The sequence below is a fragment of the Natronincola ferrireducens genome, from assembly GCF_900100845.1.
GTDB classification, from domain to species: Bacteria; Bacillota; Clostridia; order Peptostreptococcales; family Natronincolaceae; genus Natronincola_B; species Natronincola_B ferrireducens.
Genome location: NZ_FNFP01000006.1, coordinates 63,601 through 86,402 on the forward strand (window position 1 = coordinate 63,601; position 22,802 = coordinate 86,402).

A 22,802-nucleotide genomic window follows, 5' to 3' on the forward strand; every position below is an offset into this window, starting at 1 on the left:
ATTAAGACTGCTCCCATAATAACTGATGATAGTCTTAGTAATAGATATTTCTATATTATCTATATAATTATAATCTATTCATTTTTTCATTTCTATACTGATTGGGAGAAATGTTATTTAGCTTTTTAAATAACATATTATAGTAGTTCTGATTGTTGTAACCCACTGCAATAGAAATATCTAAAATGGGTTGATCCGTATTTCTTAATAATTGCTTGCTTTTTTCGATTCTTATCTCATTTAAAGTCTGGGTAAATGTTTTATCTGTATCTTTCTTGAAGACAGAACAAAAATAAGATTTATTGATTCCTAGTTTTTGTGAAACCCATTCTACAGTAAGAGGTTCATAAAACCTAGTATCAATATAATCTAAAGCTTTTTTCACATGCAAACTATAGGGTAATTCTTTTTTGCGTCTGATAAAGTCTGTATTCACAGCTATATTACGGAGTAATGTAATCAGATGAGGAATACAATTACAAGGTTTATATAACATATCGTTTTTGGCCAGTGGACTAGAGGTATATGGACCCATGACATAAACACCCCGATCAATATTTTTAGGGCAGATATAAATAACTGTAAAATCAATATAATTTTTTGATAGTACTAAGCAAGAGGTACTATCTTTTTTATTGAGTTCATTATCAATTTTATCAATAATTTTGTGTTCTTCAAAAATAGACTCAGTTATATAAGTATATCCCTCAGTATGGATAATTATATTGTTCATATCAATGGCTTTTATAGGAATATGTGTACATAAATGAAATTTTTCCATGATATCACTTATATGCTTTCTAGCTTGGGAACAACATTTGTTTTCCAAAAAAATCATCCCTTCTCAAGAAGAATATATAAATATTGTTATAAAAAATAAATATATTTAAAGTTTTTAAATTTTTATTGTGGTAACATATAGATTGATAATGATAATTAAATTCATTTAATATTTAATATCAATTATAAACGTATTAGAAAGAGGTGTCAAATAACAAAGTTTAATTATTGAGTTTAGGAGGAACTATGAAGAAAAGATATTTAGTCATTGCACTTATTGTACTCTCATTTATGTCACTATTTGTAGGAGTAAAAAATATCAGTTTTTTAGACATAATAGGTTTTGAAGATGAAAAAATTCAAATTCTTTTAATAAGTAGAATACCACGCCTAGTCAGTATCATTGTTGGTGGTGTTAGCATGAGTATAGGTGGTTTAATCATGCAACAACTCACCCGAAACAAATTTGTTTCCCCAACAACTGCCGCAACTGTAGACAGCGCTAGACTTGGTATATTAGTATCCCTTTTACTATTTTCATCTTCCAGTAGCTTTACAAAGATGCTTATATCCTTTATCTTTGCCCTAGCTGGAACCTTCTTGTTTTTAAAGATAATGAAAGGGATCAAGCTCAAGAACAAAATCTTTATACCCTTAGTTGGGATTATGCTGGGAAATATAATAGACTCAATAACCACTTTTTTTGCTTACAGGTATGAACTTGTCCAAAATATATCCTCCTGGCTCCAGGGTGATTTCTCTATGGTAATAAAGGGAAGATATGAACTTTTATATTTAAGTATTCCTTTGGTGGTTATGGCATTTATCTATGCAAATCAATTTACTGTAGCAGGAATGGGGGAGGACTTCTCCTCAAATCTTGGGTTAAATCACAGTAAGGTGGTTAATATAGGACTTGTTATTGTAGCACTGTCTACATCTTTAGTTGTAATAACTGTTGGGAGAATACCTTTTTTAGGATTAATTATCCCCAACATCGTTACAATCTATCGGGGCGATCACTTAAAGAACAATCTAGTCCCTACTGCGTTACTTGGTGCAGTATTCTTACTTTTTTGTGATATTTTAGGCCGGCTTATTATTTATCCCTATGAAATCTCCATTGGATTAACTGTTGGAGTAATAGGTAGTTTTCTATTCCTATACTTGCTTCTGAGGGGGGATGAATAATGTCAAATAGAAAGAAGTTATTACTATTAGGAGGGATACTTTTAGTACTAACAATTCTTTACTTAATGATGGGATTAAATAGTCGTAATTGGGATTATGCCCTATCTAGAAGAATTCCAAAGACCTTTGCAATATTGTTAACTGGCTCAGTTATTGGTTTTTCATCATTAATGTTTCAAACGATAACAAACAATAGAATTTTGACGCCAAGCATCTTAGGACTAGATGCACTGTACATGTTTGTCCAAACAATTATTGTTTTTGTACTGGGGGCTAGAACCCTTGAAGTAATTAATGGTACATATAACTTTATACTATCCATCTTGGTCATGATGTTTTTCTCAGCAATCCTATATAAGCTACTGTTTAGAAAAGAGAAGCAGAGCATCTATTTTCTACTGCTGATAGGGATGATATTTAGCACGTTTTTTCAGAGTATAGCTTCTTTTATGCAGATGTTAATTGACCCTAATGAATTTGCTATTGTTCAAAATAGAATGTTTGCCAGCTTTAACAGTGTAAATACGGGGCTGCTAAATATATCTGGGGTGATTTTTGTAGTATTAGCAGTATATACCTATCCCTATCTTAAGAAGATGGATGGACTTTCCTTAGGAAGGGATCATGCAATAAATTTAGGGATTGATTATGATAAAGTAGTAAAGAGAATGCTGGTTGTTATCGTCATTATGGTAGCAGTAGCCACTGCTTTAGTTGGTCCAATCACTTTTTTAGGACTATTGGTGGTAAACTTGGCTAGAGAACTGCTAGATACCTATAAACATAAGTATTTAATAGTGGGGTCAATGCTATTGAGTGGTATTGCTTTAGTTGGTGGGCAGCTATTAGCTGAGAGGATTTTTAACTACCACACGCCATTAAGTGTAATAATCAATCTTGTTGGAGGGATCTATTTTATATATCTGCTATTAAAGGGGAGAAAATGATGATAGAAGTTAAAAATCTTACGAAGATTTATGGGAAAAAAAGAGTTGTTGACAATGTATCTATAAAGATTCCAAAAAATAAAATAACATCATTTATTGGACCTAATGGTGCAGGCAAAAGCACCTTGATGTCCATGGTTAGTCGTTTGTTAAAAAAAGATGGAGGGGAGGTGTTTATTGATGGAAAAGAAATTACTCAGTGGGATACAAAGGATTTATCTAAGAAGATTTCTATTTTAAAGCAATCTAACCATCTTGATATTCGTCTGACCATAAGAGAACTTGTAACCTTCGGTAGATTTCCTTATTCTCAGGGGAATTTAACTGAAGAGGATGAAAAACAAATTGAGCAGGCTATAGCTTATATGAAGCTTAAGGATATTGAAGATAAGTTTATGGATCAATTAAGTGGAGGACAAAAACAAAGGGCTTACATAGCCATGGTTATTGCTCAAAACACAGAATATATTCTGTTAGATGAACCCCTCAACAATTTAGATATGAAACATGCTGTAGAGATTATGAAAATCCTTAGATGGTTAGTGGAAAATCTTGATAAGACAGTTGTTATCGTTATTCATGATATAAACTTTGCCTCATGTTATTCTGACTATATTGTAGCAATGAATGAAGGAAAATTAGTAGAGGAAGGAACTACAGTAAATATTATTGATGAAGAAGTCCTATGGGGAATTTATAATATGAATTTTAAAATAGAAAATATTAATAACCAAAGAATCTGTGTTTACTTTTAAGAAAGATAATATATAAAATTTTTAAAATAATAAAGAGGAAGGTGTAAATGATGTTTAAAAAGAAAGGTTTAGTAGCTGTAGCACTTTTAATGTTTGTTTTTATGATGGGATTAATAGGTTGTAGTTCTATAGAAACAGCAATTGAGGGAGAAGTAGAAAATGTTGAGATCATCAGCATTACCCATGAATTAGGGGAAGTAGCTGTAAAGAAAAATCCAGGGCGGGTAATTGTTTTTGATTACGCAACCCTTGATTCCTTAAACCAAATGGATATAGAGATTATTGGTTTGCCGAAATCTAATATCCCTAGTTATTTAAACAAGTACAATGATGAAAAGTACCAAGATGTAGGCACATTATTTGAACCAAACTTTGAAAAAATTTATGAGCTTCAGCCAGATTTAATTTTGATTGCAGGAAGACAAAGGGAACTGTACGATGATCTTTCAGAAATAGCCCCCACTGTATTTTTAGCAATAGATAACCAGGATTATATCAATTCTTTTACCAGTAACCTTACTATATTAGGTGAAATTTTTGATAAGGCAGATTTTGTAAAGGATGAAATCAATAAGATTGAAACACAAATTAAGGAAGTGAGTACTCAAGTGGAGGAAACCAATAAAAATGCCTTGATAGTCATGGCCAATGATGGTGCATTGAGTGTATATGGCAACAACTCTAGATTCAATTTAATTCACAAAGAATTTGGTTTTCCGGCAGCAGATGAAAACATAGAGGTTTCAAACCACGGACAAAGTATCTCCTTTGAATATATCTTAGAGGTAAATCCAGATATCATATTTGTAATTGATAGGGCAGCTGTTACAGGAGGTAGTAATGTAGCAGAAAGTGTATTAGACAATGATATAGTAAAAATGACAAATGCCTATAAAAATAATGCAATAAATTATTTGAGTGCCCACGTATGGTATGTGGCATCTGGCGGGATAGAAGGAACAAAAATAATGATAGAAGAAATAGCAGCTGCAATACAATAAGATGAATTTTTCCCATCACAGGGGTACCTCTTTTGATACAAGGTATTTGGAAGGATGAAGGGACCATTTTATTGATACTATATAGATAATTGCTATAGGTAGTGTAATATAAACATACTCGGGCATGGTGACAATTCGACACCTTGACCGAGTTTTAATTTGTATTTGTATCCCTCTGGGGTTTTAGCCTTTCCCCATAAAAAATTGTAGGTTTCAATATAAGCTTTCTATCAAGACCCATTACTACTGCTTAAAACCTTGATTCTTCAAGGGTATTGAAAATGTATCCCTGAGATAATATATATTCAATAAGGTCAGGAAGGGCATCCACTGTAGTTTGTTTTGTATTACTATCATGCATCAGTATGATAGCTTCTTTTTTGTCTTGTAGGGTTTCTTGAAGTCTTATCAATTGTTTTTTAGGTGAAACGTGCATACCTTCAGCATCTCCATTAACTACATTCCAATCAATACTGGTATAACCCATCTCCTCTACAGCTTGACGAAAAGGTCGTAATTTCTCTCCAAAAGAACCCCCCGGAAACCGTACAAACCTTGACCTCCTATACTCAGTCCCTAATATTGATGCAAATACCTCCTCCGTCTTTTCTATGTCAGCCATAAGCTTCTGGGGATGGGAATATATCTCCTTATAGTTATGGCTATAGGTATGATTACCTATTAAATGTCCTTCCTCTTGAATCCTTAACAATATATCAGGATGCTTTTCAGCTAAGTTTCCAATGACAAAAAAAGTAGCTTTTATATTATATTCTTTAAGAATATCCAAGATTTGAGGGGTTACTTTAGGAGAAGGTCCATCGTCGAAGGTAAGATAGGCAAATTTCATATTTTCATCTATTACTATGGGCTCTTCTTCCTGAAGCTCCTCTCCCTCTAAACCCCCTTCATCCAAACCTTCATCTGGTATATTTTCATTCAATTGACTTTCATCCAATTCATTTTCAATAGTAGTTCCATCAACAACAGCAGCTGTTTGGCAGGGGAGAATTAATTCAAACCCTATAAGTCCAGTTAATATAATAGTTGAGAATAATAAAATCATATTTTTTTTAAAGTAATGCTTCATTGCTAGTCCTCCCTTATTGTCTGTTTATTACTTATTTAAAATTTTATCGGTTTTTATCCTATATTGATTTACAAATTAATTAAAAAAGGTTACAAAAAAATTAAGGTTTATAAATAAAGCTAATAGAAACTAGAAGTGGCGAGAAAACTATAGTACAATATGCTTAAAAATAAATGGATGTTAGGTGATTATGATGGAAGAAACAGAAAAAAAGGTATTGGTGGTGGAGGATGAAGCTTCGATTAGAAAATTTTTAGCCATCAACCTTAATAGAAGTGGATTTCGAGTATTAGAATGTGAAAGTGGAGAAGAAGCCTTAGATTTAATCAAAAAAGAGAGGGTTACGATAGCTATTTTGGATGTCATGCTACCAGGAATAGATGGTTTTGAATTATGTCAAGAAATAAGAAAAGCCCTACCAGAGAGTATTATCATTATGTTGACAGCTAAAGGTCAGGACATGGATAAAATTATGGGCTTGGAATTGGGGGCAGACGATTATATGGTCAAACCCTTTAATCCCCTAGAGCTTATTGCCCGTATCCACGCCCACTTAAGGAAAATAGAAATAAGTAAAAGGAGTAGGGGTAAAATTATTGAGTTTTATCCATTAAAACTTGACTTAGAAAGGCAAAGATTTTACAAGGAAAACAAAGAGATTGAATTAACCCCTACGGAATTTGCTATCATGAAGATACTAATTGGAAATCCAGATAAAGCCTTTAGTCGAGATGAGATATTAAATAAAGTCTGGGGCAAAACCTATTTTGGTGATATGAAGACAGTAGATGTTCACATTAGACGTATTCGAGAAAAAATAGAAGATAACCCATCGGCCCCCCAATGGATTGAAACTGTTTGGGGATTTGGCTATCGACTACGGGGAGTGAAGAACTATGAAAAGCATTAAAAAAAGATTGGTTTTTTATTTCGTATTTATTATCATTATTACTGTAGTTATTCTTGAGGTTGTTTTGCTCATTAATATTCAACAACATTATTATAGTAATCTAGAAGGTACTTTGATTAATCAGCTCCAGACTTCTACAGATCTCTATGAAAAATATTTTTCTGATGCTACATTACAGGAAAATATACTAAATAACGTAGATACTTTTTGGAATCAAACCTCTGCTCAAGTAGCCATCATTGATATGAAGGGCAGGGTTTTGATGGATTCCATCGGGGTAATGATAAATACTACTGAAGGGATGGAGGATGTAGAAAGAGCACTGGAAGGAGAGCTTGGAAAATGGGTGGGGAATGTCGATTATGATACGGAAAGAGTAATGGCAGTTTCCTATCCCCTCTATTCAAAAGGGCAACAGGTAGGAGTATTGCGATTTGTTGCTTCCCTTAGGGAAATAAATAACGATATTAAAAGAATAACCCATATTTTTATTGCCTTTGGGATTTTAGTTACCTTAATTTCAGGATTAGTTAGTATATTCTTGGCAAATACCATAACTGTGCCCCTAGAAGAAGTGACCCTTACGGCAGAAAAAATGGCTAAGGGGGACTACTATATTGAGAATCAAAAAAGAAGCGATGATGAAATTGGTAAACTTTCAGATACTTTAAATTATATGGCCAAGGAAATTATAAAAAAGGATCAGATCAAGAATGATTTTATATCCTCTGTATCCCATGAACTTAGAACCCCCCTTACTTCCATCAAAGGTTGGGCAGTTACTCTAAAACAAGATTATGAAGATAAAGAAATTTTATCCGATGGTCTTGAAATTATCGAGAAGGAAAGCGATCGATTAACCCTTATGGTGGAGGAGCTATTGGATTTTTCTAAATTTGTATCTGGTAAAATTACCTTTAATATAAAACCTACTGATTTAAAAGAGATATTGAAGCATGTAAAAAAGCAACTAACCCCAAGGGCATTAAGAGAAGAAGTGGATTTTCAGTTGAACTATGCTGATGATTTTCCATTAATTTATTGTGACGAAAATCGTTTAAAACAGGTACTTATTAATTTACTAGATAATGCCTTTAAATTTACTCCCTCCAATGGAAAAATAAGTTTATTGGCTAAGCTGCAGGATGACAAAATAGTTATCGTTGTAGAGGATACAGGCAGTGGCATAGATCCTGAGGAGCTTCCTAAAGTTAAAGAAAAATTCTACAAGGGGAAATCTAGCAAATCTCAAAATGGAATTGGTTTAACTATCTCTGATGCAATTGTTAAAATGATGGGAGGAAGCCTAGATATCACCAGCCAATTAGATAAAGGTACTAGAGTAACCCTGACCCTGCCATTACAGGAGGTTGTTTAGATGAGATCTATTAAATTAATTTGTATTTTATTACCTATCATTTTACTTATAACCGGCTGTGTAGGTACAGTAAATGACCTAAGCTTGCAAATTGCACCACCTAACAATATTCATATTTCAATTGGTGGAACCTGGGAAATTATCGATGTGTTAAATCAATCCTCTACTACCGAAGAGAACCAACAATGGCTAGGAAAAACCATTATGTTTTCCAGTCAACATGCAGTGGTAACAGATTATTTTATTAAGGACGTTGGTTACCAAGTGAAACGAGTAAATGCAGATGAGTACCTTCTCTATCATTATAAGGCATTTCCTGAGGGATATCATTTTTCTCAGGATGAAATTGAAGTAATTACTATCCTAGACCAGGATGTTTTATTCTGTGAAATTCTGAAGGTAAAGGATGATGAATTAATATTTAAAATATACAATGATAGCTTTATTTTAAAGAGGGTTTCCCATGAGGTGGATGAAGAGCTGTTGAAACAACTACAGGAAGAAAACAATCCCAATGAATGGTTAGAAAATCATCCTCAGTCTACTTTGCTACGGACTGGAGTACTTATAGGTCTGCGCCAAACCATTGATGAGAATAACTTAAATATACAGACCCACTCCTATAGAACCCTTTGGATTGATTCTGAAAATAAGAAGTTAAATTCTCTTTTACAGACAGAAGATATTTTTTTTCCGAGGCGAAAAGGTTTTTGGAAAATGGAGGTAAACAGAATAATTGAAGGCAATAGAATGGAAGAATTATTAGTCCCTTATAACATCCTAAGTAAGGAGACAAATCCAATAGAAAGGACAGCCCATCAACCTATCCTTCAGCAAGAAAAGGAAGAGTTTATCTATAGAAAGATTAATTATATTAGTAATGACTATGTTTCTATTGAGGAGAAACAATTTAAAAGCAATGGTGAAAACAAAGTTTTACAAAGGGAAGGATTGCATATTTTAGCTATCGACAGTATTCCCAACATTAGAAGAATAAATATATTAGATTTGTTAGGCAACTCAGGCTTAGAGGCAATAGAGACTGGAAGAAAAAGAATATTAGATCAAATAGAATATGATAGTATACTCCCAGAGAAGAACCCTGGTGAAAATTATGGTATCGAAAGAAGATTTGGACATTGGTTATTAAGAGGGGGCATAAGCTTTTTGGCAGGTGATGAGTTGAAGACAGTAGATTATAATATTAACCTTATCCCCCCTAGGGAATTGGTGTTTTATGATGACCTGAGTATTCCATGGACAACTTTGAAGGATAGAGTACCTGCTGCTATTGATCTCTATACATCTCCTAATAAAGATATTGCTTTAGTGGTAACGAAGGAGGAATTGATGGTATTTTCAATAGAAGGTAAAACCCTACAACAGGAGACTTTAGAAAGAATTCCCTTAAAGGATGGAGAAGTTGTAATCATGGTAGAATGGGCAACGGGTCCATACGTAGACAACTGGAAAAGAACTTTGGAAAATCATATCAATGATTAATAGTCCGACAAAATAGTTACAAAAATTTCCTTAAAAAATATTGACAAAATTTTATCAATGTGATAAATTTAGAATAATAAAACCAATAAAAAATTTATATTTGCAAAGATAAAAAAACATCGGTTTGAAAACTGATGAGAAAGTCATGAAGACTTGTCTCCTTTTATAATCAAAAAAGGGGCAAGTCTTTTGTTTTTGAAGGGTGGTTGTTTGAGTTGATAGATTACATACTTAAAAGAAGTTTACATTTAATTTTTGTTATGATTGGGGTGTCTATACTGACCTTTGGATTAAGTCAGTTGATACCGGGGGATCCAGCGGAACTACTCCTGAGAGAAATGGGGATGGAGGCCACTAGGGAAGAGGTGGAAATTCTAAGGGAGCAGTTGGGGCTCAATGATCCCTTTATGGTACAGTATGGAAGATGGATAAAGAATGTTTTGAGGGGAGATTTAGGTCGATCCTTTAGAACCGGCGGAAAGGTAGCACAGGAAATAGCAACACGATTGACAGCCACTATAGAATTGACAATAGGAGGCCTACTGGTAATGATTGTCTTAGCCCTACCCATAGGGATTTTATCAGCAATCTTTAAAAATACTTGGGTAGACCATATAAGTCGTTTATTTGCTTTCTTTGGAGCTTCCATACCCTCCTTTTGGCTGGGTTTGATGTTGATTTACTTTTTTTCTGTAAAGCATTCTATTTTTCCTGTGATGGGGAGAGGAAGTTTGAGACACTTGTTTTTACCCTCTTTTACCCTTGGGATAGGAATGGCTACAACCTATGCCAGGCTGATTAGAGCCAGTATGCTGGAGGTTTTGGGACAGGACTTTATTCTAGCAGCCCGTTCTAGAGGCCTTAAAGAAAATATCGTTATTATAAATAATGCTTTAAGAAATGCTCTCATTCCAGTGGTGACAGCCTTTGGTATGAGCTTTGGACATTTATTGGGAGGCACTGTTATTGTAGAAAATATTTTTGCTTGGCCAGGGGTTGGAAAATTTTTAGTAGAATGTATTTTTAATAGAGATTATCCCGTGATACAGGGTTATGTTTTATGGATGGCTACGATTTTCGTGTTTGCCAATCTCATTGTTGATATATCTTATAGACTATTGGATCCACGAATTTCTGTAGGAAGGAAGATGTAGATGCAACAGGAGATAGTTCACCTACAAAAAGAAGAAATCAAAAGAATGAAAACCAAGCATAGGTTCTTTAAAGATAAAATGGCAGTACTAGGATGTATCATTCTATGTATCTTTATCATCATTTCTATTTTGACACCTAGCTTAACTACAAATGATCCCCTCAAGGTGGATTTAATGGAAAGACTTAACCCACCTAGTTCAACCTATCCAATGGGGACAGATCACCTAGGACGATGTGTTTTTACGAGGGTCCTGTATGGAGGAAGAACCTCCATGACGGTAGCTGTGGCTGTCTTGGGAATTGTGTTAACAATAGGGGTTTTAGTAGGAGTATTGGCAGGATACATAGGGGGATTTGTGGATACTTTTATTAGCCACATTATAGATATACTGCTGGCTTTTCCTGGACTTATCCTAGCTCTAGCAATAGCTGGAATTTTAGGACCCAGTCTTATAAATACCATGATTGCTGTAGCAGCTGTACAATGGGTGGGTTATGCAAGAATCGTAAGGGGTATGGTATTATCCATTAAGGAGAAGGATTATGTCAAGACAGCTAAGACCTGTGGAACTTCACATTTTTTTATTATTCTACGGCATATTTTACCCAATATGATTTCACCTATTATTGTTTTAGCTACTTTAGATGTAGGGGCAATTATTTTAAGAATTGCAGCACTGTCATTTTTAGGGTTAGGGGCACAACCCCCTACACCGGAATGGGGAGCTATGATTAATGATGGCAGAGCCTATATGCAGACGGCTCCATGGGTAATGTTTTTCCCTGGAGGGGCTATTTTACTAGTAGTCATGGCCTTTAATTTATTGGGAGATGGTCTGCGGGATATATACGATCCTAAAAATACATAATGTTTTTTCAAAGTTAGTCAATAAAATGCTAGTCTATCGTAATCAATACTTTAAGTAAAGGAGTTGAAAAAAGATGGACACTATATTAGATATTAAAAACCTGTCAATAGCCTTTTCCAACACTAATGAAGGAATTAAAGCTGTTAATAGAGCTAGTCTACAGCTGAGGACTGGGGAAGTTTTAGGTATTGTAGGGGAAAGCGGATGTGGTAAAACTACTCTTTCCCGTAGTGTCTTAGGCCTATTGCCACCAGCTGGAAAAATTCTTGAGGGTGAACTTGTTTTTGAAGGAAAGGACTTACTTCATTTATCTAAGGAAGAAAAGAGAAAAATCAGAGGTAGAGAAATAGGAATGATTTTTCAAGACTCTATGACTTCTTTAAATCCAGTGAGGAAAATAGGCAGTCAGTTTATAGAAACCCTTTCTTCTAGACTTGAAATCCATGAAGAACAGGCAAGGCAAATAGCAGAAGAGATGCTAGCTAAGGTAAACTTACCTAATCCTAAAAAAATTATGAATAGATACTCCTTCCAATTAAGTGGAGGAATGCGACAGAGGGTGATGATTGCTATAGCCCTTGCATTAAGACCTAAGATATTGATAGCAGATGAACCGACTACAGCATTAGATGTAACTGTTCAGGCACAAATTCTTAAGGAAATGCGGGACTTAAAGGAAAACTATGGCACCAGCATTATGCTAGTATCCCATAATTTAGGGGTTGTATATCAGGTGGCGGATACTATTGCCGTCATGTATGCCGGTTCTGTTGTGGAATACGGGGATGCATCAACAATATTTAAAAATCCTACCCATCCCTACACCAAGGCTTTGCTAGGTTCTATCCCTACATTAAGCCAACATCAAGAAAAGCTGGTATCTATAGAGGGGACCCCCCCTGTTTCCAATAGTTTGCCTTCAGGCTGTGTTTTTCACCCTCGATGTCAATATGCTAGTCATCTTTGTAGACTTGAAAAGCCCATAACTGTAGAAACGGTAGAAGGGGTGAGGGTAGCCTGTCATAGAGTGAATTCATCAAACTATACAGAAGGAGAGGACTACATTGCATAATCAACAGCCCTATACTAATGTCACCAACACCGATGAAGAAATATTGCTGCAAGTCACTGGTTTGACCAAACAGTATACCCTTGAAAAAAACTTTTTTCTGAGGAGGGAAGAAAAATTATTGGCTGTAGATGATGTATCTCTAACTATCCATCAGGGAAAGACACTGGGATTGGTTGGGGAAAGTGGATGTGGAAAAAGTACTCTAGGGAAGTTAGTGTTAAAGGTGGAGGCACCTACAGCAGGGAAAATTTTATTTGATGGACAGGATATCACCAATCTAAAGGGCCAAAGCTTAAGAAATATGAGAAGGAATATGCAGGGAATTTTTCAAGATGCCGATGCTTCCTTAAATCCTAGGATGAAGATAGAGGACATTGTTAAGGAATCATTAACCAATTATCATATAGGAAGTAAAGAAGAGCGTAGGCAACAGGTTATTGAATTACTACATACAGTAGGATTAGGAGAAGAGATTTTAGATCGATATCCCCATGAATTTAGTGGAGGACAGAAACAAAGAATTACCATTGCTAGGGCCCTGGCCCTAAGACCAAAGCTAATCCTATGTGACGAAGCTACAGCCAGTTTAGACGTTTCTATTCAGGCTCAGGTGTTAAACCTACTAAAAAAACTTAGAGAGGTCTTTGGATTATCTTACCTATTTATTTCCCATGATATAGCAGCAGTGAAGTACATTAGTGATGAAGTGGCTGTAATGTATTTAGGAAAAATTGTTGAGCGTATTGATAGCAAAACCTTGATAGGAAAAGCTCGGCATCCCTATACCAGAGCGTTATTGCAGGCAGTACCTATAGCAGGGGGAGAAAAGACTTTGCTACAAAATAAGCAATTAAAGGGAGAACCCCCAAATCCTATGGATATTGGGAAGGGATGCAGATTTTACTCCCGGTGTGAATGTCGTGAAGCAATCTGCAACAGGGAAGAACCTCCTCTGAAGGAAGTGAGACCAGGACATCAGATAGCCTGCCATGTTGTAGCATAACACTATCAATAGGGATACAAGAAATTTTTTTGATGATAATATTTATCCATAAAATATAAGGAATTTAGAGACTACTGAAAAATTATAGTTTTTTTGCTTGTCATTGTGAAGGAAAGTTGAAGAATATCATATTTTCAATCCATCAAGATCCTTTGCTAACCCTTAGGATGACAAAAAATGACTTTGCAGTGATCTGAAAATTCGGCTGAAATTATATACAATTTTTTAAAAATATGCAACAAGGAGGATACAAATGAGAAGTAGAAGGTTTAAAAAATATTTTAGCTTAACAATGATTGTAGTACTCATAGCAGGTATGGTTTTAACGGGATGTGGAGGAAAGGAAGGTGAAACCTCCAATCCAGCACAGGAAATATCAGAAGTAACAGTTCCTCAACATTTAGTTATAGGAGAGCAGTTTGATTTAAAAGGATATGATCCAGGGAGTTCTATGTCAGACTTTGTTCGTGCTTTGGTTTATAATAATCTAGTAGAATTGGATATGGACTTTAAAAAGTCTCCAGGATTAGCAGAGTCCTGGGAAACGAGTGGGGATGGAACAATATGGACCTTTGAGTTAAGACAAAATGTTGTATTCCATGACGGGAGTCCTTGGGATGCAGAGGCAGCAAAGATTAATCTAGACATAAGAAAAGAAGGTACCGGTAAAGGATGGTTAACTGCAGTGGAGGAGGTTGAAGTAGTAGGCTCCCATACTTTAGCAGTACATTTAAAGGAGCCAGTATATACTTTTGATTCGGATTTAACACCTCCCTTTTTAGCTATGGTAAGCCCTAAGGCCTTTGATGAGGAAGGCAATGTGATAGAGGCCATCGGGACAGGACCCTTTAAGCTGACTAGCTGGACAACCGACAGTGAGTTTGTTATGGAAAGAAATGAAGACTACTTTGCAGGTGCACCTATCTTAGAAAAAATTACATTTAAAGTTATTCCTGATGCTGAGACAAGAGCCATGGCTCTACAGGCAGGAGAAATTGATATGATGAGTGGTAGAGAAGCCTTAACAGCCGTACAAAGATTAAAGGCTCAACCCAATATGAAGCTTGTAAAGGAAATGAGTCAAACATCAGAGGTTTTATTCTTTAACGTATATGAAGGACCCTTCAATGATATAAAAGTAAGACAGGCAGTAGCCCATGCCATCAACTTTGATGAAATGGTACCTGTACTTTTAGAGGATCTTGCAGAAGCTCCCATGAATTTCTTCTCTCAAGCCTATGGGGAGTATATGGATAACAACCTTTCTTTACCTAAATATGATGTAGACAAGGCAAAGGAACTGTTAAGGGAAGCAGGATGGGAAGATAAAGATGCAAATGGTATTTTAGAGAAAAACCGTGAACCTCTAAAAGCAAGACTTGTTTTAGGTGCTAAAAATGAAGAGGACAAAATATTAAGCGCTGTTATCCAAGACAAGTTAAAGGATATTGGTATGGAGATTGAATTAGTACATCTAGAGGGGGGTGCCCTTAGGGAAGCCTTGACAGAAAAGGACTATGACATGATCATGATCGGTCAATGGTCAGTTCCCCATGATGATCCAACCAGTCATTACCTAAGAGGTTATTGGCATAGTGATTCAAGCTATACCATCTATACATCATCTGAGCTAGATGCAAAGATTGAAAAGCTACATCTTTCTCTAGATACAGCAGAAAGATTAAAACTCCATCGAGAAATCCAAGCAGAGATTTTAGAAAATACATCAGTATTAATGGTCTTCCACAGAAACAATGTCATGGTAATGAATGAAAAGGTGCAAGACTTTGAAATATCGACAGGAACATGGCAGATTTTCAGGGGATTAACAAAGACCAGTATACGATAAAGCAAACTAAATTTAGAGGGAGTTTATGTTCCCTCTAAATTGCAGCTGATTTACTTGAGGAGGTAGAGCTTAATGACCTCCCTTAGTATTATGTAAAAGATGTAATAAGGATATAGCTAAAAGATAGGGATTAAAAGTGGTGAAATAAATATAGGGTGAGGGAGTGTCTAGAATGATAAAGAAAATAAAATCTTTAATTATTTTTATGGTATTAATATTGCTTTTGACAGCCTGTGGAGGTCACGACAATACATCTGGGGAAACAGATCTTCCTATTGAGGAAATAGAGCAAAAATTAGTGATTGGTGTAGGAAGAGATTTCTATGAAGGACCAGCTAGTCCCACTTATTTACATGGTAGTACCAATGTATGGGAATCTTTAACTTACTTAGATGACCAGTTGGAACCTATGCCTCAATTGGCGGAATCCTGGAGTGTATCAGAGGATGGAAAAACATGGCGTTTTGATTTGCGTGAAGGCGTATTTTTCCATGATGGTACCCCCTTTAATGCTGAAGTGGCAGCATATAACCTAGAAAGATTATTAAATCATCCTAGAAAAGGAAACACAAAGCTTACCTATGGAGATATAACCAATATCGAAGTAGTCAGTGAATATGCATTAGAGATTACCCATGAAGTGCCCATGCCAGAGTTTCCTAGAATGGTGGCTTATCATGATGGTGCGATGTTTAGTTTAGCAGCTTTTGATGAAAATAATGATATCGTAGCACCTATAGGGACAGGACCATTTGTTTTTCAAGAGTACATTGCAGATCAGTCCATTATCTTGGTGAAAAATGAAAACTATTGGGGTAATACACCAATATTAGAGGAAGTTATTTTTGCATTTATTGCTGATCCTAATACAAGATTAGCAGCCTTACAAAGCGGTGAAGTAGACGCTTTATCAGATGTAGGGGCAGTGATGCCAGAGCAGGCAATAATTATAGAAGAAAATAACGATTTAATTTTAAAGACCAAATTAGTTGGTACAACCCACTATCTATTTTTTAACCAAAATAATTTGTTCAAGGATAATAATTTGTTACAGGCAGTAAGTTATGCTTTAAATCGTCAACTATTGGTGGATACTGTCTTAGAGGGTTATGGTATCCCTGGTGAAAGCGTTATTACTCCAGTAGCTGTAAACTGGTTAAATAAAGGGGTAGCACCTGTCTATAATATGGATAAGGCAAGGGAGTTAGTGGAAGAAGCTCTTAAAGGAAAAGAAGCAGAAGTAAAGCTATTACTACATTCAGGGATTTCGAGCAGATGGCCCTATAAAGCAATAGCGGAAATTATGCAGCATGAATTAAGTGAACTAAACTTAATTATTGATATAGAAATGGTAGATGCTGGTGAGTGGGCAAAAAGATTGCAGGAGGGTAATTACGACATTACCATAGGTCCCTTTACTCTAATGACAGGTGAACCAAATGTCTTCTTTAGCACCCATATGTTTTCAGAAGGAAACTTAAACAAGAGTAGAAGCTATGGCTATAATAATTCCCAAGTAGATGAACTCATTACAAAGGCCGCTGTAGAAAGAGATGCCGACAAAAGACGTGAGATGTATTTACAACTACAAGAGATTGCTTCTACAGAAGGTCCAGTAGTACCTATTTATCATGATGTTACTTTATATGCCGTCAATAAAAAAGTAAATAATTTTGAATTAGATGTGAACTTTAAGCCTCATTTAGGGATGGTTGAAATAAAATGATAAAAAAAGAGATATTTTTTGGAAATGAAGCTTGGGCAGAGGCATTGACCTCTGCCCCATACTTTAAAATGAGAATTCGTAGTGAAGAAGAAATTAAGGATTATTGGAACAAAGTTGCAGATAAATATGATAGCAATATGATGGGCCAAGAAGAAGATAGGGTTGGAAAAGTAATGAATTACTTGATTAAAAGTAAAATGATTACCTCTGATACCAATGTATTGGACTTAGGAAGCGGTACTGGAGCCTATACTATTCCAATGGCAAAGATAGCAAATGCAGTAACGGCATTAGATAGTTCATCAGAAATGTGTAGCATACTAAAGGAAAAGGCCCGTATAAATAATTTAAAGAATATAGCAGTATTGACAAAGCCTTGGGAGGAAGTAAATTTAAAGAAGGAAAATCTACATAAAAATTTTGATTTGGTTTTCTCCTCTTTAAACCCAGGAATCAGAAACCTTAAAACTCTAGTAAAGATGAATGCTGCCTCCAGAAAGTATTGTTGTTTAATTTCTACCTCTGGTAGAGTAGAGGACAATACCAGGAGGGAGGTAGGAAGACTATTATTGGGAAAGGAACTAGATAGTAAGCGGGCTAACGATGTAATCTATCCCTTTTATATCTTATACAATTTAGGCTATTCCCCACAAATGGAATATATTAATATTACCTTTTCAAGGGAAAAGAAACGGGAAGAAGCCATAACTTCCTTATGTGATTCCTTCTGGCTTTATACCGACATCACACCTGATGTTAGGAAAAAAATAGCTGATTTTGTAGACAGTAAAATAGAAAATGGTTTATTTAAAACTGAAACCAAGATGAAACTGGGGATGGTTTATTGGTCGGTGGAAGGATAACTAATCAATGATATGTAAGGAAATAATAGGACAAATCCTTAAGGAGGATGATGTTAAAACTATAGGAGATAGCTATTCTTTCTTAAAGAATCTTTTAAAGGATACCTTAAGAGACGTTGGAAGTAGAGGAAGAAGTAGGCTTAGGCTATGCTAAAAATGGCAACAAGGCTAAGGACATAGATAATACTAGAATAAGCTACTGTTCAAAGAGAGTAAAAAGTTAGTTTGGAGGAATGGAAATAGACGTTCCCATAGAAATATTTGAGAGATTGAAGAACAGATAATCTCTCTGGTTTCGAGAATATACAAACGAATATACAAAAGCCACAGGCATTTTTACTGCCTGTGGCTTTTGTATTGACGCTTATTTATATGATTATGTACAATAAATTTAGATGAGCCACACAATGACAATGTCATAAATCAAGTCACCATCGACATCGTAAAACTCTACGTAATCGTAAAGATTTGACTGAATCATAGAGACATCCCCCACCACAAACAGACCATCTTCGCCCTCAACATAAACTAGAACATCGTTGGCTAGCTGAATGTTTTCACCGTTAGCGGGTGTGAGGTTTTCGTTTACATTAGTGGAAAATCCAGGAAGATCATCGGGATCATCACTATCTAAAAAATATTCCACACCAATCAAGGTGATTGTATTTCCTTCAACTGATAGGACATCTGCCAAGGTTTTATCGGTATAGAAATCGGCAAAAATACCCACCGTATCTACAACACCTTCTCCATACTCAATAGTAACCATAATGCCTTCAGCATCAACCCCTGCTTCGTAAAGTCCCCAATGACTATAATGGTCCCAAGATTCAACCACATCAACAAAAAGAATCTCTTCTGTGGGATAAACTGTCAATCCGCCATTGATCAGCATACTTACAGTAGAATCTATATCATTATATCCTACCACTACTCCTAGAAATCGCTGATTAATTTCAGGTGAGACGGGTTCTACTACATCTACAGGAGCACCAGTGATGGAAACCCTACGAGTTTCTTGATTCCATCCCACAGTATAACCTAGGGTGGTACTGATAAAGTTTACCGGCACCATGGGGTGGCCACTGGGAACATGGATGATGGGGGAGGTATCTAGTTCCACTTCTTCTCCATAGACACTGGCGATTGTAGAATCAACGTTCATAGTTACAAGGACCGCATATTCATCTACAATACTAATGGTGCTGGTTTTGCTGTCCCATTCTACTTCGCAACCTAGGGCTTGTGCAATAAAATGGAGGGGAACTAGGGTACGGTTGTTTTCCCCAATAAAAGGAGGCACATCTAAAGTGATGGCTTCTCCGTTAATCATGGCTATGGTGTTACCGATGGTGAGTTCAATGATAATCGGTAGATCATCACCTCGATTACTATTTTCTACCATGTTGTCTGCATACACTGTAAATGTACTAAAGATCAGTAGGAAGACCAACAGAATAGAAAGGATCATTCTTTTTTGCATAGCATTCACTCCTTTTTAATGGTTTACTTGGGTTTCAGGGTTCAAGTTTTACTATACTTATTAATTGCACATTAAAGAATTTTGACACGAATACTTTAGGAAATATTTGGTAATATATTCTATATTATAACATTTAAGTAACATCCCCACAAGAAATTTAGTAAAATAAAAAACAAAATATTCATAAAATTTAATTAAATTCTTAAAAATAGGAAAGGAACTAGATAGTAAGGGGGTCAATGATCCAACCTATCTTTCTTACTATCTTATACAATTTAGGTTATTCGCCACAAATGTAACCTTCTGCGGGTTTATAGGGGCTTTAACTGCATCAATGGTGGTTTTTACTTTAGCAGGAATGGGTGGGAGGATTACCTCTATCAAGCTAGTCCTGGCTGGTGTGATGGTAAGGTCTATTCTACAAAATATGGAAATGCCCATAGCAATAATCATATCCATCATAGTAGTAAAAGAGAATGTTTTTTCCTATAAAGAGGAAAAATTGAAGGTTTTTTGGAAAGAATATGTAATGTATTTAGTAATGAAATCCATAGGTATTTTATATAAAAAATTAATAGGGGTAGCCAAGATATTATAAAAATAGTAGAGGAACTTTAAAAATAGGATTTAAGTTTTGTAATAAATATTGATTAAAGTAAATTTACTAAGAAAATGTGGTGATTACATGATAGAAGTAAGTGCGGCAATTATTAAAAAAGAAGGAAAAATACTAATTGCTCAAAGGAATAGAAATAAATCTCAGAGTTTTAAATGGGAGTTTCCAGGTGGAAAAGTTGAAGCTAAGGAAACAGCTGAGGAAAGTCTTAAAAGAGAAATTAAAGAGGAATTAAATATAGATATAGATGTTAAAGAAATGTTTGATGAAACTGTATTTGAATATTCAAATGGCAGTATAAAACTTATGGCTTTTAATGCAGAATGGATATCAGGGGATTTAAAGGTATTAGAGCATGAAAAAATAGAATGGGTAACAATAGAAGAATTAAAATATTACGATTTTGCTCCTGCTGATATACCTTTTATAAAGAAATTAGAAGGGATAGTGTAGATTTTAATACTAGGTTAAATAAGATAAAAATTAACTAACTATCTATGATTCCAGTATAGGTATAAAAACATTTAAGAGAAGCTATCTTTGCAGAGAAAGGGAATAATAAATAACCAAAAGCAGACACTAGAAGGTGTAGTGTTGTATTTACCTAGAAGGTAGATAAATACAACCATCATAAAATCCCATGGGTTTTGTTTTATCCTAGAGAAAAAGACTAAGCTACAAAAATATAAAAGGAGCAAAGGAGATACGATGACAAAGAGAAAAGAAGTAATACAAACAGGATGGAATTTAGACAATAGTTATGCTGGTTTGCCAAAATTACTTTTTACCAGGCTCAATCCAACACCTGTATCCTCACCGAGGTTGGCTGTTCTCAATCACTCCTTGGCAGAATCTTTGGGGTTAAAGGTCGAATTCCTCCAAAGCAATGACGGCGTAGCCCTGCTTGCCGGGAATCAGATTCCTGAAGATGCTTTGCCTCTTGCTCAAGCCTATGCAGGACATCAATTTGGACATTTTACCATGTTAGGGGACGGGCGGGCTCTGCTGCTGGGGGAACAAATCACCCCCCAAGGCCAACGGATCGACATTCAACTAAAGGGTTCAGGTAGAACACCATATTCCAGGGGGGGAGATGGACGAGCGGCACTTGGACCGATGTTGAGGGAATATATTATTAGTGAAGGGATGTATGCCCTTGGCATTCCTACCACCCGTAGCCTAGCAGTGGTGACAACCGGTGAGTCAGTAATCCGGGAAACCCATCAACCCGGCGGAATTTTGACTCGTATAGCTGCCAGTCATCTACGGGTTGGCACCTTTCAATATATTTCAAAATGGGGTACTACTGAGGAGCTCCGGGCTACAGCTGATTATACATTGCAAAGACATTTTTTCCCCATTGATTCTGTTGAAAATCCCTATCTTTCCTTACTCCAGGAGGTGATTAAGCGTCAGGCGGCACTGGTTGCAAAATGGCAATTGGTTGGCTTTATCCATGGGGTGATGAACACCGACAACATGACCATTAGTGGAGAAACCATTGACTATGGGCCCTGCGCCTTCATGGATTTCTATGATCCTGCAACGGTATTCAGTTCCATTGACCTTCGCGGCCGCTATGCGTATGGCAATCAACCCCAGATTGCTGGGTGGAATCTCGCCAGATTTGCTGAAACCCTATTGCCCCTGCTGCATCACAACCAGGAGGAGGCCATCAAACTAGCTGAGGATGCCATTTCAAATTTTACTGATTTATATCATTGTAATTGGCTCACGGGAATGAGGGGGAAGTTAGGGATATTTAACGAAGAACTACAGGATAAATCCCTTGTTGAAGATCTTCTTACCATGATGAAGAAATATCATGCAGATTATACCAATACCTTTATAGCATTAACTTTTGATAAGTTAGAGGATACGGTGCTGTTTGGCACTCCAGAGTTTACTCAGTGGTATGAACTGTGGCAGGCAAGACTAGGCAGACAGCAGGAATCAAAAGCCTCCTCCCAGCAGTTAATGAGAAACAGTAATCCTGCAGTGATTCCTCGCAATCATCGGGTAGAAGAAGCACTAGAAGCGGCAGTGAAAGAAGGAGACTACAGTTTGATGGAAGGGCTTCTAGATGTTCTTTCAAACCCCTATGCCCACTCTCCTCAACAGGCTGAGTACTCTACGCTGCCTGCACCGTCAGCCTGCCACTATCGAACCTTTTGTGGCACTTAAATAGAAACGGATAATTCTCTTCTCTTGGTTAAAACGTCTTCTATTGATAAGCTGTGAAGATATAGGGCATAGATAGGATGATAAAAAATTCCAACATAACAAAGAATGGGAAGTGAGACTTTTCTTGTTTGTAGAAAAATCAAAGATTTTACAGGATACAAAGTAAATATTGAAGCGCGTTTTATATTCCCTCAGATAGATTTGAGGGATTTTTTGTTTAACCGACAAATTTGTCTTAAATTTGATTTAATAACCTATAAAATTACAAAATATTTTATAAATACATAATTCTACAATTTTTTCATCTAAATTATGTTATTATGCAATTAAATAAAAATAGGACTATAGCACTATGAACAACCAAAATTCACCTATAGAACCCATTAAGGGTTTGGATTTTTGCAATTGTTATATTGAGAGTAATAAA

Annotated in this window: 21 protein-coding genes; 18 read left to right on the forward strand and 3 right to left on the reverse strand. The window is 35.8% G+C overall.

Annotated features, from left to right (window positions below; genetic code table 11):
- Positions 1-67 precede the first annotated feature (67 nt).
- Positions 68-829, reverse strand: a complete 762-nt coding sequence (locus tag BLS22_RS11820; protein WP_176762163.1) for a helix-turn-helix transcriptional regulator — start codon at positions 827-829, stop codon at positions 68-70.
- 197 nt (positions 830-1,026) lie between these two features.
- Here BLS22_RS11820 and BLS22_RS11825 point away from each other — a divergent pair, with 197 nt between their 5' ends.
- From BLS22_RS11825 to BLS22_RS11840, 4 genes are read left to right on the forward strand one after another with little or no spacing between them, the layout of a single operon-like run.
- Positions 1,027-1,971: an ABC transporter permease gene (locus BLS22_RS11825; RefSeq protein WP_090553969.1), complete on the forward strand. Its 945-nt coding sequence runs from the start codon at positions 1,027-1,029 to the stop codon at positions 1,969-1,971.
- Complete coding sequence (locus BLS22_RS11830; protein WP_090553970.1) at positions 1,971-2,918, forward strand: iron chelate uptake ABC transporter family permease subunit; 948 nt, start codon at positions 1,971-1,973, stop codon at positions 2,916-2,918. The genes BLS22_RS11825 and BLS22_RS11830 overlap by 1 nt, the downstream gene beginning before the upstream one ends.
- The gene (locus BLS22_RS11835; protein WP_090553971.1) at positions 2,918-3,673 is read left to right on the forward strand and encodes an iron ABC transporter ATP-binding protein; all 756 of its coding nucleotides are present in this window, start codon (positions 2,918-2,920) and stop codon (positions 3,671-3,673) included. The genes BLS22_RS11830 and BLS22_RS11835 overlap by 1 nt, the downstream gene beginning before the upstream one ends.
- Before the next feature lie 50 nt (positions 3,674-3,723).
- Positions 3,724-4,674: a siderophore ABC transporter substrate-binding protein gene (locus BLS22_RS11840; protein WP_090554007.1), complete on the forward strand. Its 951-nt coding sequence runs from the start codon at positions 3,724-3,726 to the stop codon at positions 4,672-4,674.
- Positions 4,675-4,924: 250 nt separating this feature from the next.
- Here the strand turns inward: BLS22_RS11840 and BLS22_RS11845 are convergent, their stop codons facing one another.
- Complete coding sequence (locus tag BLS22_RS11845; RefSeq protein ID WP_090553972.1) at positions 4,925-5,764, reverse strand: polysaccharide deacetylase family protein; 840 nt, start codon at positions 5,762-5,764, stop codon at positions 4,925-4,927.
- Between the two features lie 190 nt (positions 5,765-5,954).
- On the opposite strand from BLS22_RS11845, the gene BLS22_RS11850 reads away from it, so the two are divergent.
- The 11 genes from BLS22_RS11850 (at position 5,955) to BLS22_RS15175 (ending at position 18,246) form a co-directional block, all read left to right on the forward strand.
- On the forward strand, positions 5,955-6,674 hold the full coding sequence (locus BLS22_RS11850; protein WP_330386519.1) for a response regulator transcription factor: 720 nt from the start codon (positions 5,955-5,957) through the stop codon (positions 6,672-6,674).
- Positions 6,661-8,052 (forward strand): sensor histidine kinase, encoded by a 1,392-nt coding sequence (locus BLS22_RS11855; RefSeq protein ID WP_090553974.1) that lies wholly within the window; start codon positions 6,661-6,663, stop codon positions 8,050-8,052. The genes BLS22_RS11850 and BLS22_RS11855 overlap by 14 nt, the downstream gene beginning before the upstream one ends.
- Positions 8,053-9,555: a hypothetical protein gene (locus BLS22_RS11860; RefSeq protein WP_090553975.1), complete on the forward strand. Its 1,503-nt coding sequence runs from the start codon at positions 8,053-8,055 to the stop codon at positions 9,553-9,555.
- Positions 9,556-9,770: 215 nt separating this feature from the next.
- Complete coding sequence (gene nikB / locus BLS22_RS11865; protein ID WP_090553976.1) at positions 9,771-10,709, forward strand: nickel ABC transporter permease; 939 nt, start codon at positions 9,771-9,773, stop codon at positions 10,707-10,709.
- Positions 10,710-11,579 (forward strand): nickel transporter permease, encoded by an 870-nt coding sequence (nikC, locus tag BLS22_RS11870; protein ID WP_244269540.1) that lies wholly within the window; start codon positions 10,710-10,712, stop codon positions 11,577-11,579.
- Positions 11,580-11,652: 73 nt separating this feature from the next.
- Positions 11,653-12,651, forward strand: coding sequence for an ABC transporter ATP-binding protein (locus tag BLS22_RS11875; RefSeq protein ID WP_090553977.1), 999 nt, complete (start codon positions 11,653-11,655; stop codon positions 12,649-12,651).
- Positions 12,644-13,654 carry an ABC transporter ATP-binding protein gene (locus tag BLS22_RS11880; protein ID WP_090553978.1) on the forward strand — a complete coding sequence of 337 codons (1,011 nt, stop codon included), beginning with the start codon at positions 12,644-12,646 and terminating at the stop codon, positions 13,652-13,654. Before BLS22_RS11875 ends, BLS22_RS11880 begins: the two co-directional genes overlap by 8 nt.
- Before the next feature lie 253 nt (positions 13,655-13,907).
- A complete protein-coding gene (locus BLS22_RS11885) occupies positions 13,908-15,503 on the forward strand; it encodes an ABC transporter substrate-binding protein (RefSeq protein ID WP_090553979.1) in 1,596 nt (531 codons plus the stop codon).
- Between the two features lie 172 nt (positions 15,504-15,675).
- The gene (locus BLS22_RS11890) at positions 15,676-17,229 is read left to right on the forward strand and encodes an ABC transporter substrate-binding protein (protein WP_090553980.1); all 1,554 of its coding nucleotides are present in this window, start codon (positions 15,676-15,678) and stop codon (positions 17,227-17,229) included.
- On the forward strand, positions 17,226-18,092 hold the full coding sequence (locus tag BLS22_RS11895) for a methyltransferase domain-containing protein (RefSeq protein WP_090553981.1): 867 nt from the start codon (positions 17,226-17,228) through the stop codon (positions 18,090-18,092). The genes BLS22_RS11890 and BLS22_RS11895 overlap by 4 nt, the downstream gene beginning before the upstream one ends.
- 7 nt (positions 18,093-18,099) lie before the next feature.
- A complete protein-coding gene (locus BLS22_RS15175; protein WP_176762164.1) occupies positions 18,100-18,246 on the forward strand; it encodes a hypothetical protein in 147 nt (48 codons plus the stop codon).
- A gap of 237 nt (positions 18,247-18,483) precedes the next feature.
- On the opposite strand, the gene BLS22_RS11900 is transcribed toward BLS22_RS15175, so the two are convergent.
- Positions 18,484-19,575: a copper amine oxidase N-terminal domain-containing protein gene (locus tag BLS22_RS11900; RefSeq protein ID WP_090553982.1), complete on the reverse strand. Its 1,092-nt coding sequence runs from the start codon at positions 19,573-19,575 to the stop codon at positions 18,484-18,486.
- A gap of 268 nt (positions 19,576-19,843) precedes the next feature.
- Between BLS22_RS11900 and BLS22_RS11905 the strand changes: the two genes are divergently transcribed.
- From BLS22_RS11905 to BLS22_RS11915, 3 genes are all read left to right on the forward strand, one after another.
- Entirely contained in the window at positions 19,844-20,173 is a 330-nt protein-coding gene (locus tag BLS22_RS11905) for an iron chelate uptake ABC transporter family permease subunit (RefSeq protein WP_280139582.1), read from the forward strand.
- Positions 20,174-20,260: 87 nt separating this feature from the next.
- Positions 20,261-20,644: a (deoxy)nucleoside triphosphate pyrophosphohydrolase gene (locus tag BLS22_RS11910; RefSeq protein WP_090553984.1), complete on the forward strand. Its 384-nt coding sequence runs from the start codon at positions 20,261-20,263 to the stop codon at positions 20,642-20,644.
- A gap of 255 nt (positions 20,645-20,899) precedes the next feature.
- Entirely contained in the window at positions 20,900-22,375 is a 1,476-nt protein-coding gene (locus BLS22_RS11915; RefSeq protein WP_090553985.1) for a protein adenylyltransferase SelO, read from the forward strand.
- Positions 22,376-22,802: the final 427 nt, after the last annotated feature.

Excerpts from the sequence above, each read along its gene's own strand:
- BLS22_RS11910 (WP_090553984.1), top strand. The coding sequence starts at position 20,261 with ATGATAGAAGTAAGTGCGGCAATTATTAAAAAAGAAGGAAAAATACTA.
- BLS22_RS11835 (WP_090553971.1), top strand. The coding sequence starts at position 2,918 with ATGATAGAAGTTAAAAATCTTACGAAGATTTATGGGAAAAAAAGAGTT.
- BLS22_RS11840 (WP_090554007.1), top strand. The coding sequence starts at position 3,724 with ATGTTTAAAAAGAAAGGTTTAGTAGCTGTAGCACTTTTAATGTTTGTT.
- BLS22_RS11915 (WP_090553985.1), top strand. The coding sequence starts at position 20,900 with ATGACAAAGAGAAAAGAAGTAATACAAACAGGATGGAATTTAGACAAT.
- BLS22_RS11900 (WP_090553982.1), bottom strand. The coding sequence starts at position 19,575 with ATGCAAAAAAGAATGATCCTTTCTATTCTGTTGGTCTTCCTACTGATC.
- BLS22_RS11850 (WP_330386519.1), top strand. The coding sequence starts at position 5,955 with ATGATGGAAGAAACAGAAAAAAAGGTATTGGTGGTGGAGGATGAAGCT.
- BLS22_RS11885 (WP_090553979.1), top strand. The coding sequence starts at position 13,908 with ATGAGAAGTAGAAGGTTTAAAAAATATTTTAGCTTAACAATGATTGTA.
- BLS22_RS11860 (WP_090553975.1), top strand. The coding sequence starts at position 8,053 with ATGAGATCTATTAAATTAATTTGTATTTTATTACCTATCATTTTACTT.
- BLS22_RS11875 (WP_090553977.1), top strand. The coding sequence starts at position 11,653 with ATGGACACTATATTAGATATTAAAAACCTGTCAATAGCCTTTTCCAAC.
- nikC (WP_244269540.1), top strand. The coding sequence starts at position 10,710 with ATGCAACAGGAGATAGTTCACCTACAAAAAGAAGAAATCAAAAGAATG.
- BLS22_RS15175 (WP_176762164.1), top strand. The coding sequence starts at position 18,100 with ATGATATGTAAGGAAATAATAGGACAAATCCTTAAGGAGGATGATGTT.
- BLS22_RS11845 (WP_090553972.1), bottom strand. The coding sequence starts at position 5,764 with ATGAAGCATTACTTTAAAAAAAATATGATTTTATTATTCTCAACTATT.
- BLS22_RS11895 (WP_090553981.1), top strand. The coding sequence starts at position 17,226 with ATGATAAAAAAAGAGATATTTTTTGGAAATGAAGCTTGGGCAGAGGCA.
- BLS22_RS11825 (WP_090553969.1), top strand. The coding sequence starts at position 1,027 with ATGAAGAAAAGATATTTAGTCATTGCACTTATTGTACTCTCATTTATG.
- BLS22_RS11890 (WP_090553980.1), top strand. The coding sequence starts at position 15,676 with ATGATAAAGAAAATAAAATCTTTAATTATTTTTATGGTATTAATATTG.
- BLS22_RS11855 (WP_090553974.1), top strand. The coding sequence starts at position 6,661 with ATGAAAAGCATTAAAAAAAGATTGGTTTTTTATTTCGTATTTATTATC.
- BLS22_RS11830 (WP_090553970.1), top strand. The coding sequence starts at position 1,971 with ATGTCAAATAGAAAGAAGTTATTACTATTAGGAGGGATACTTTTAGTA.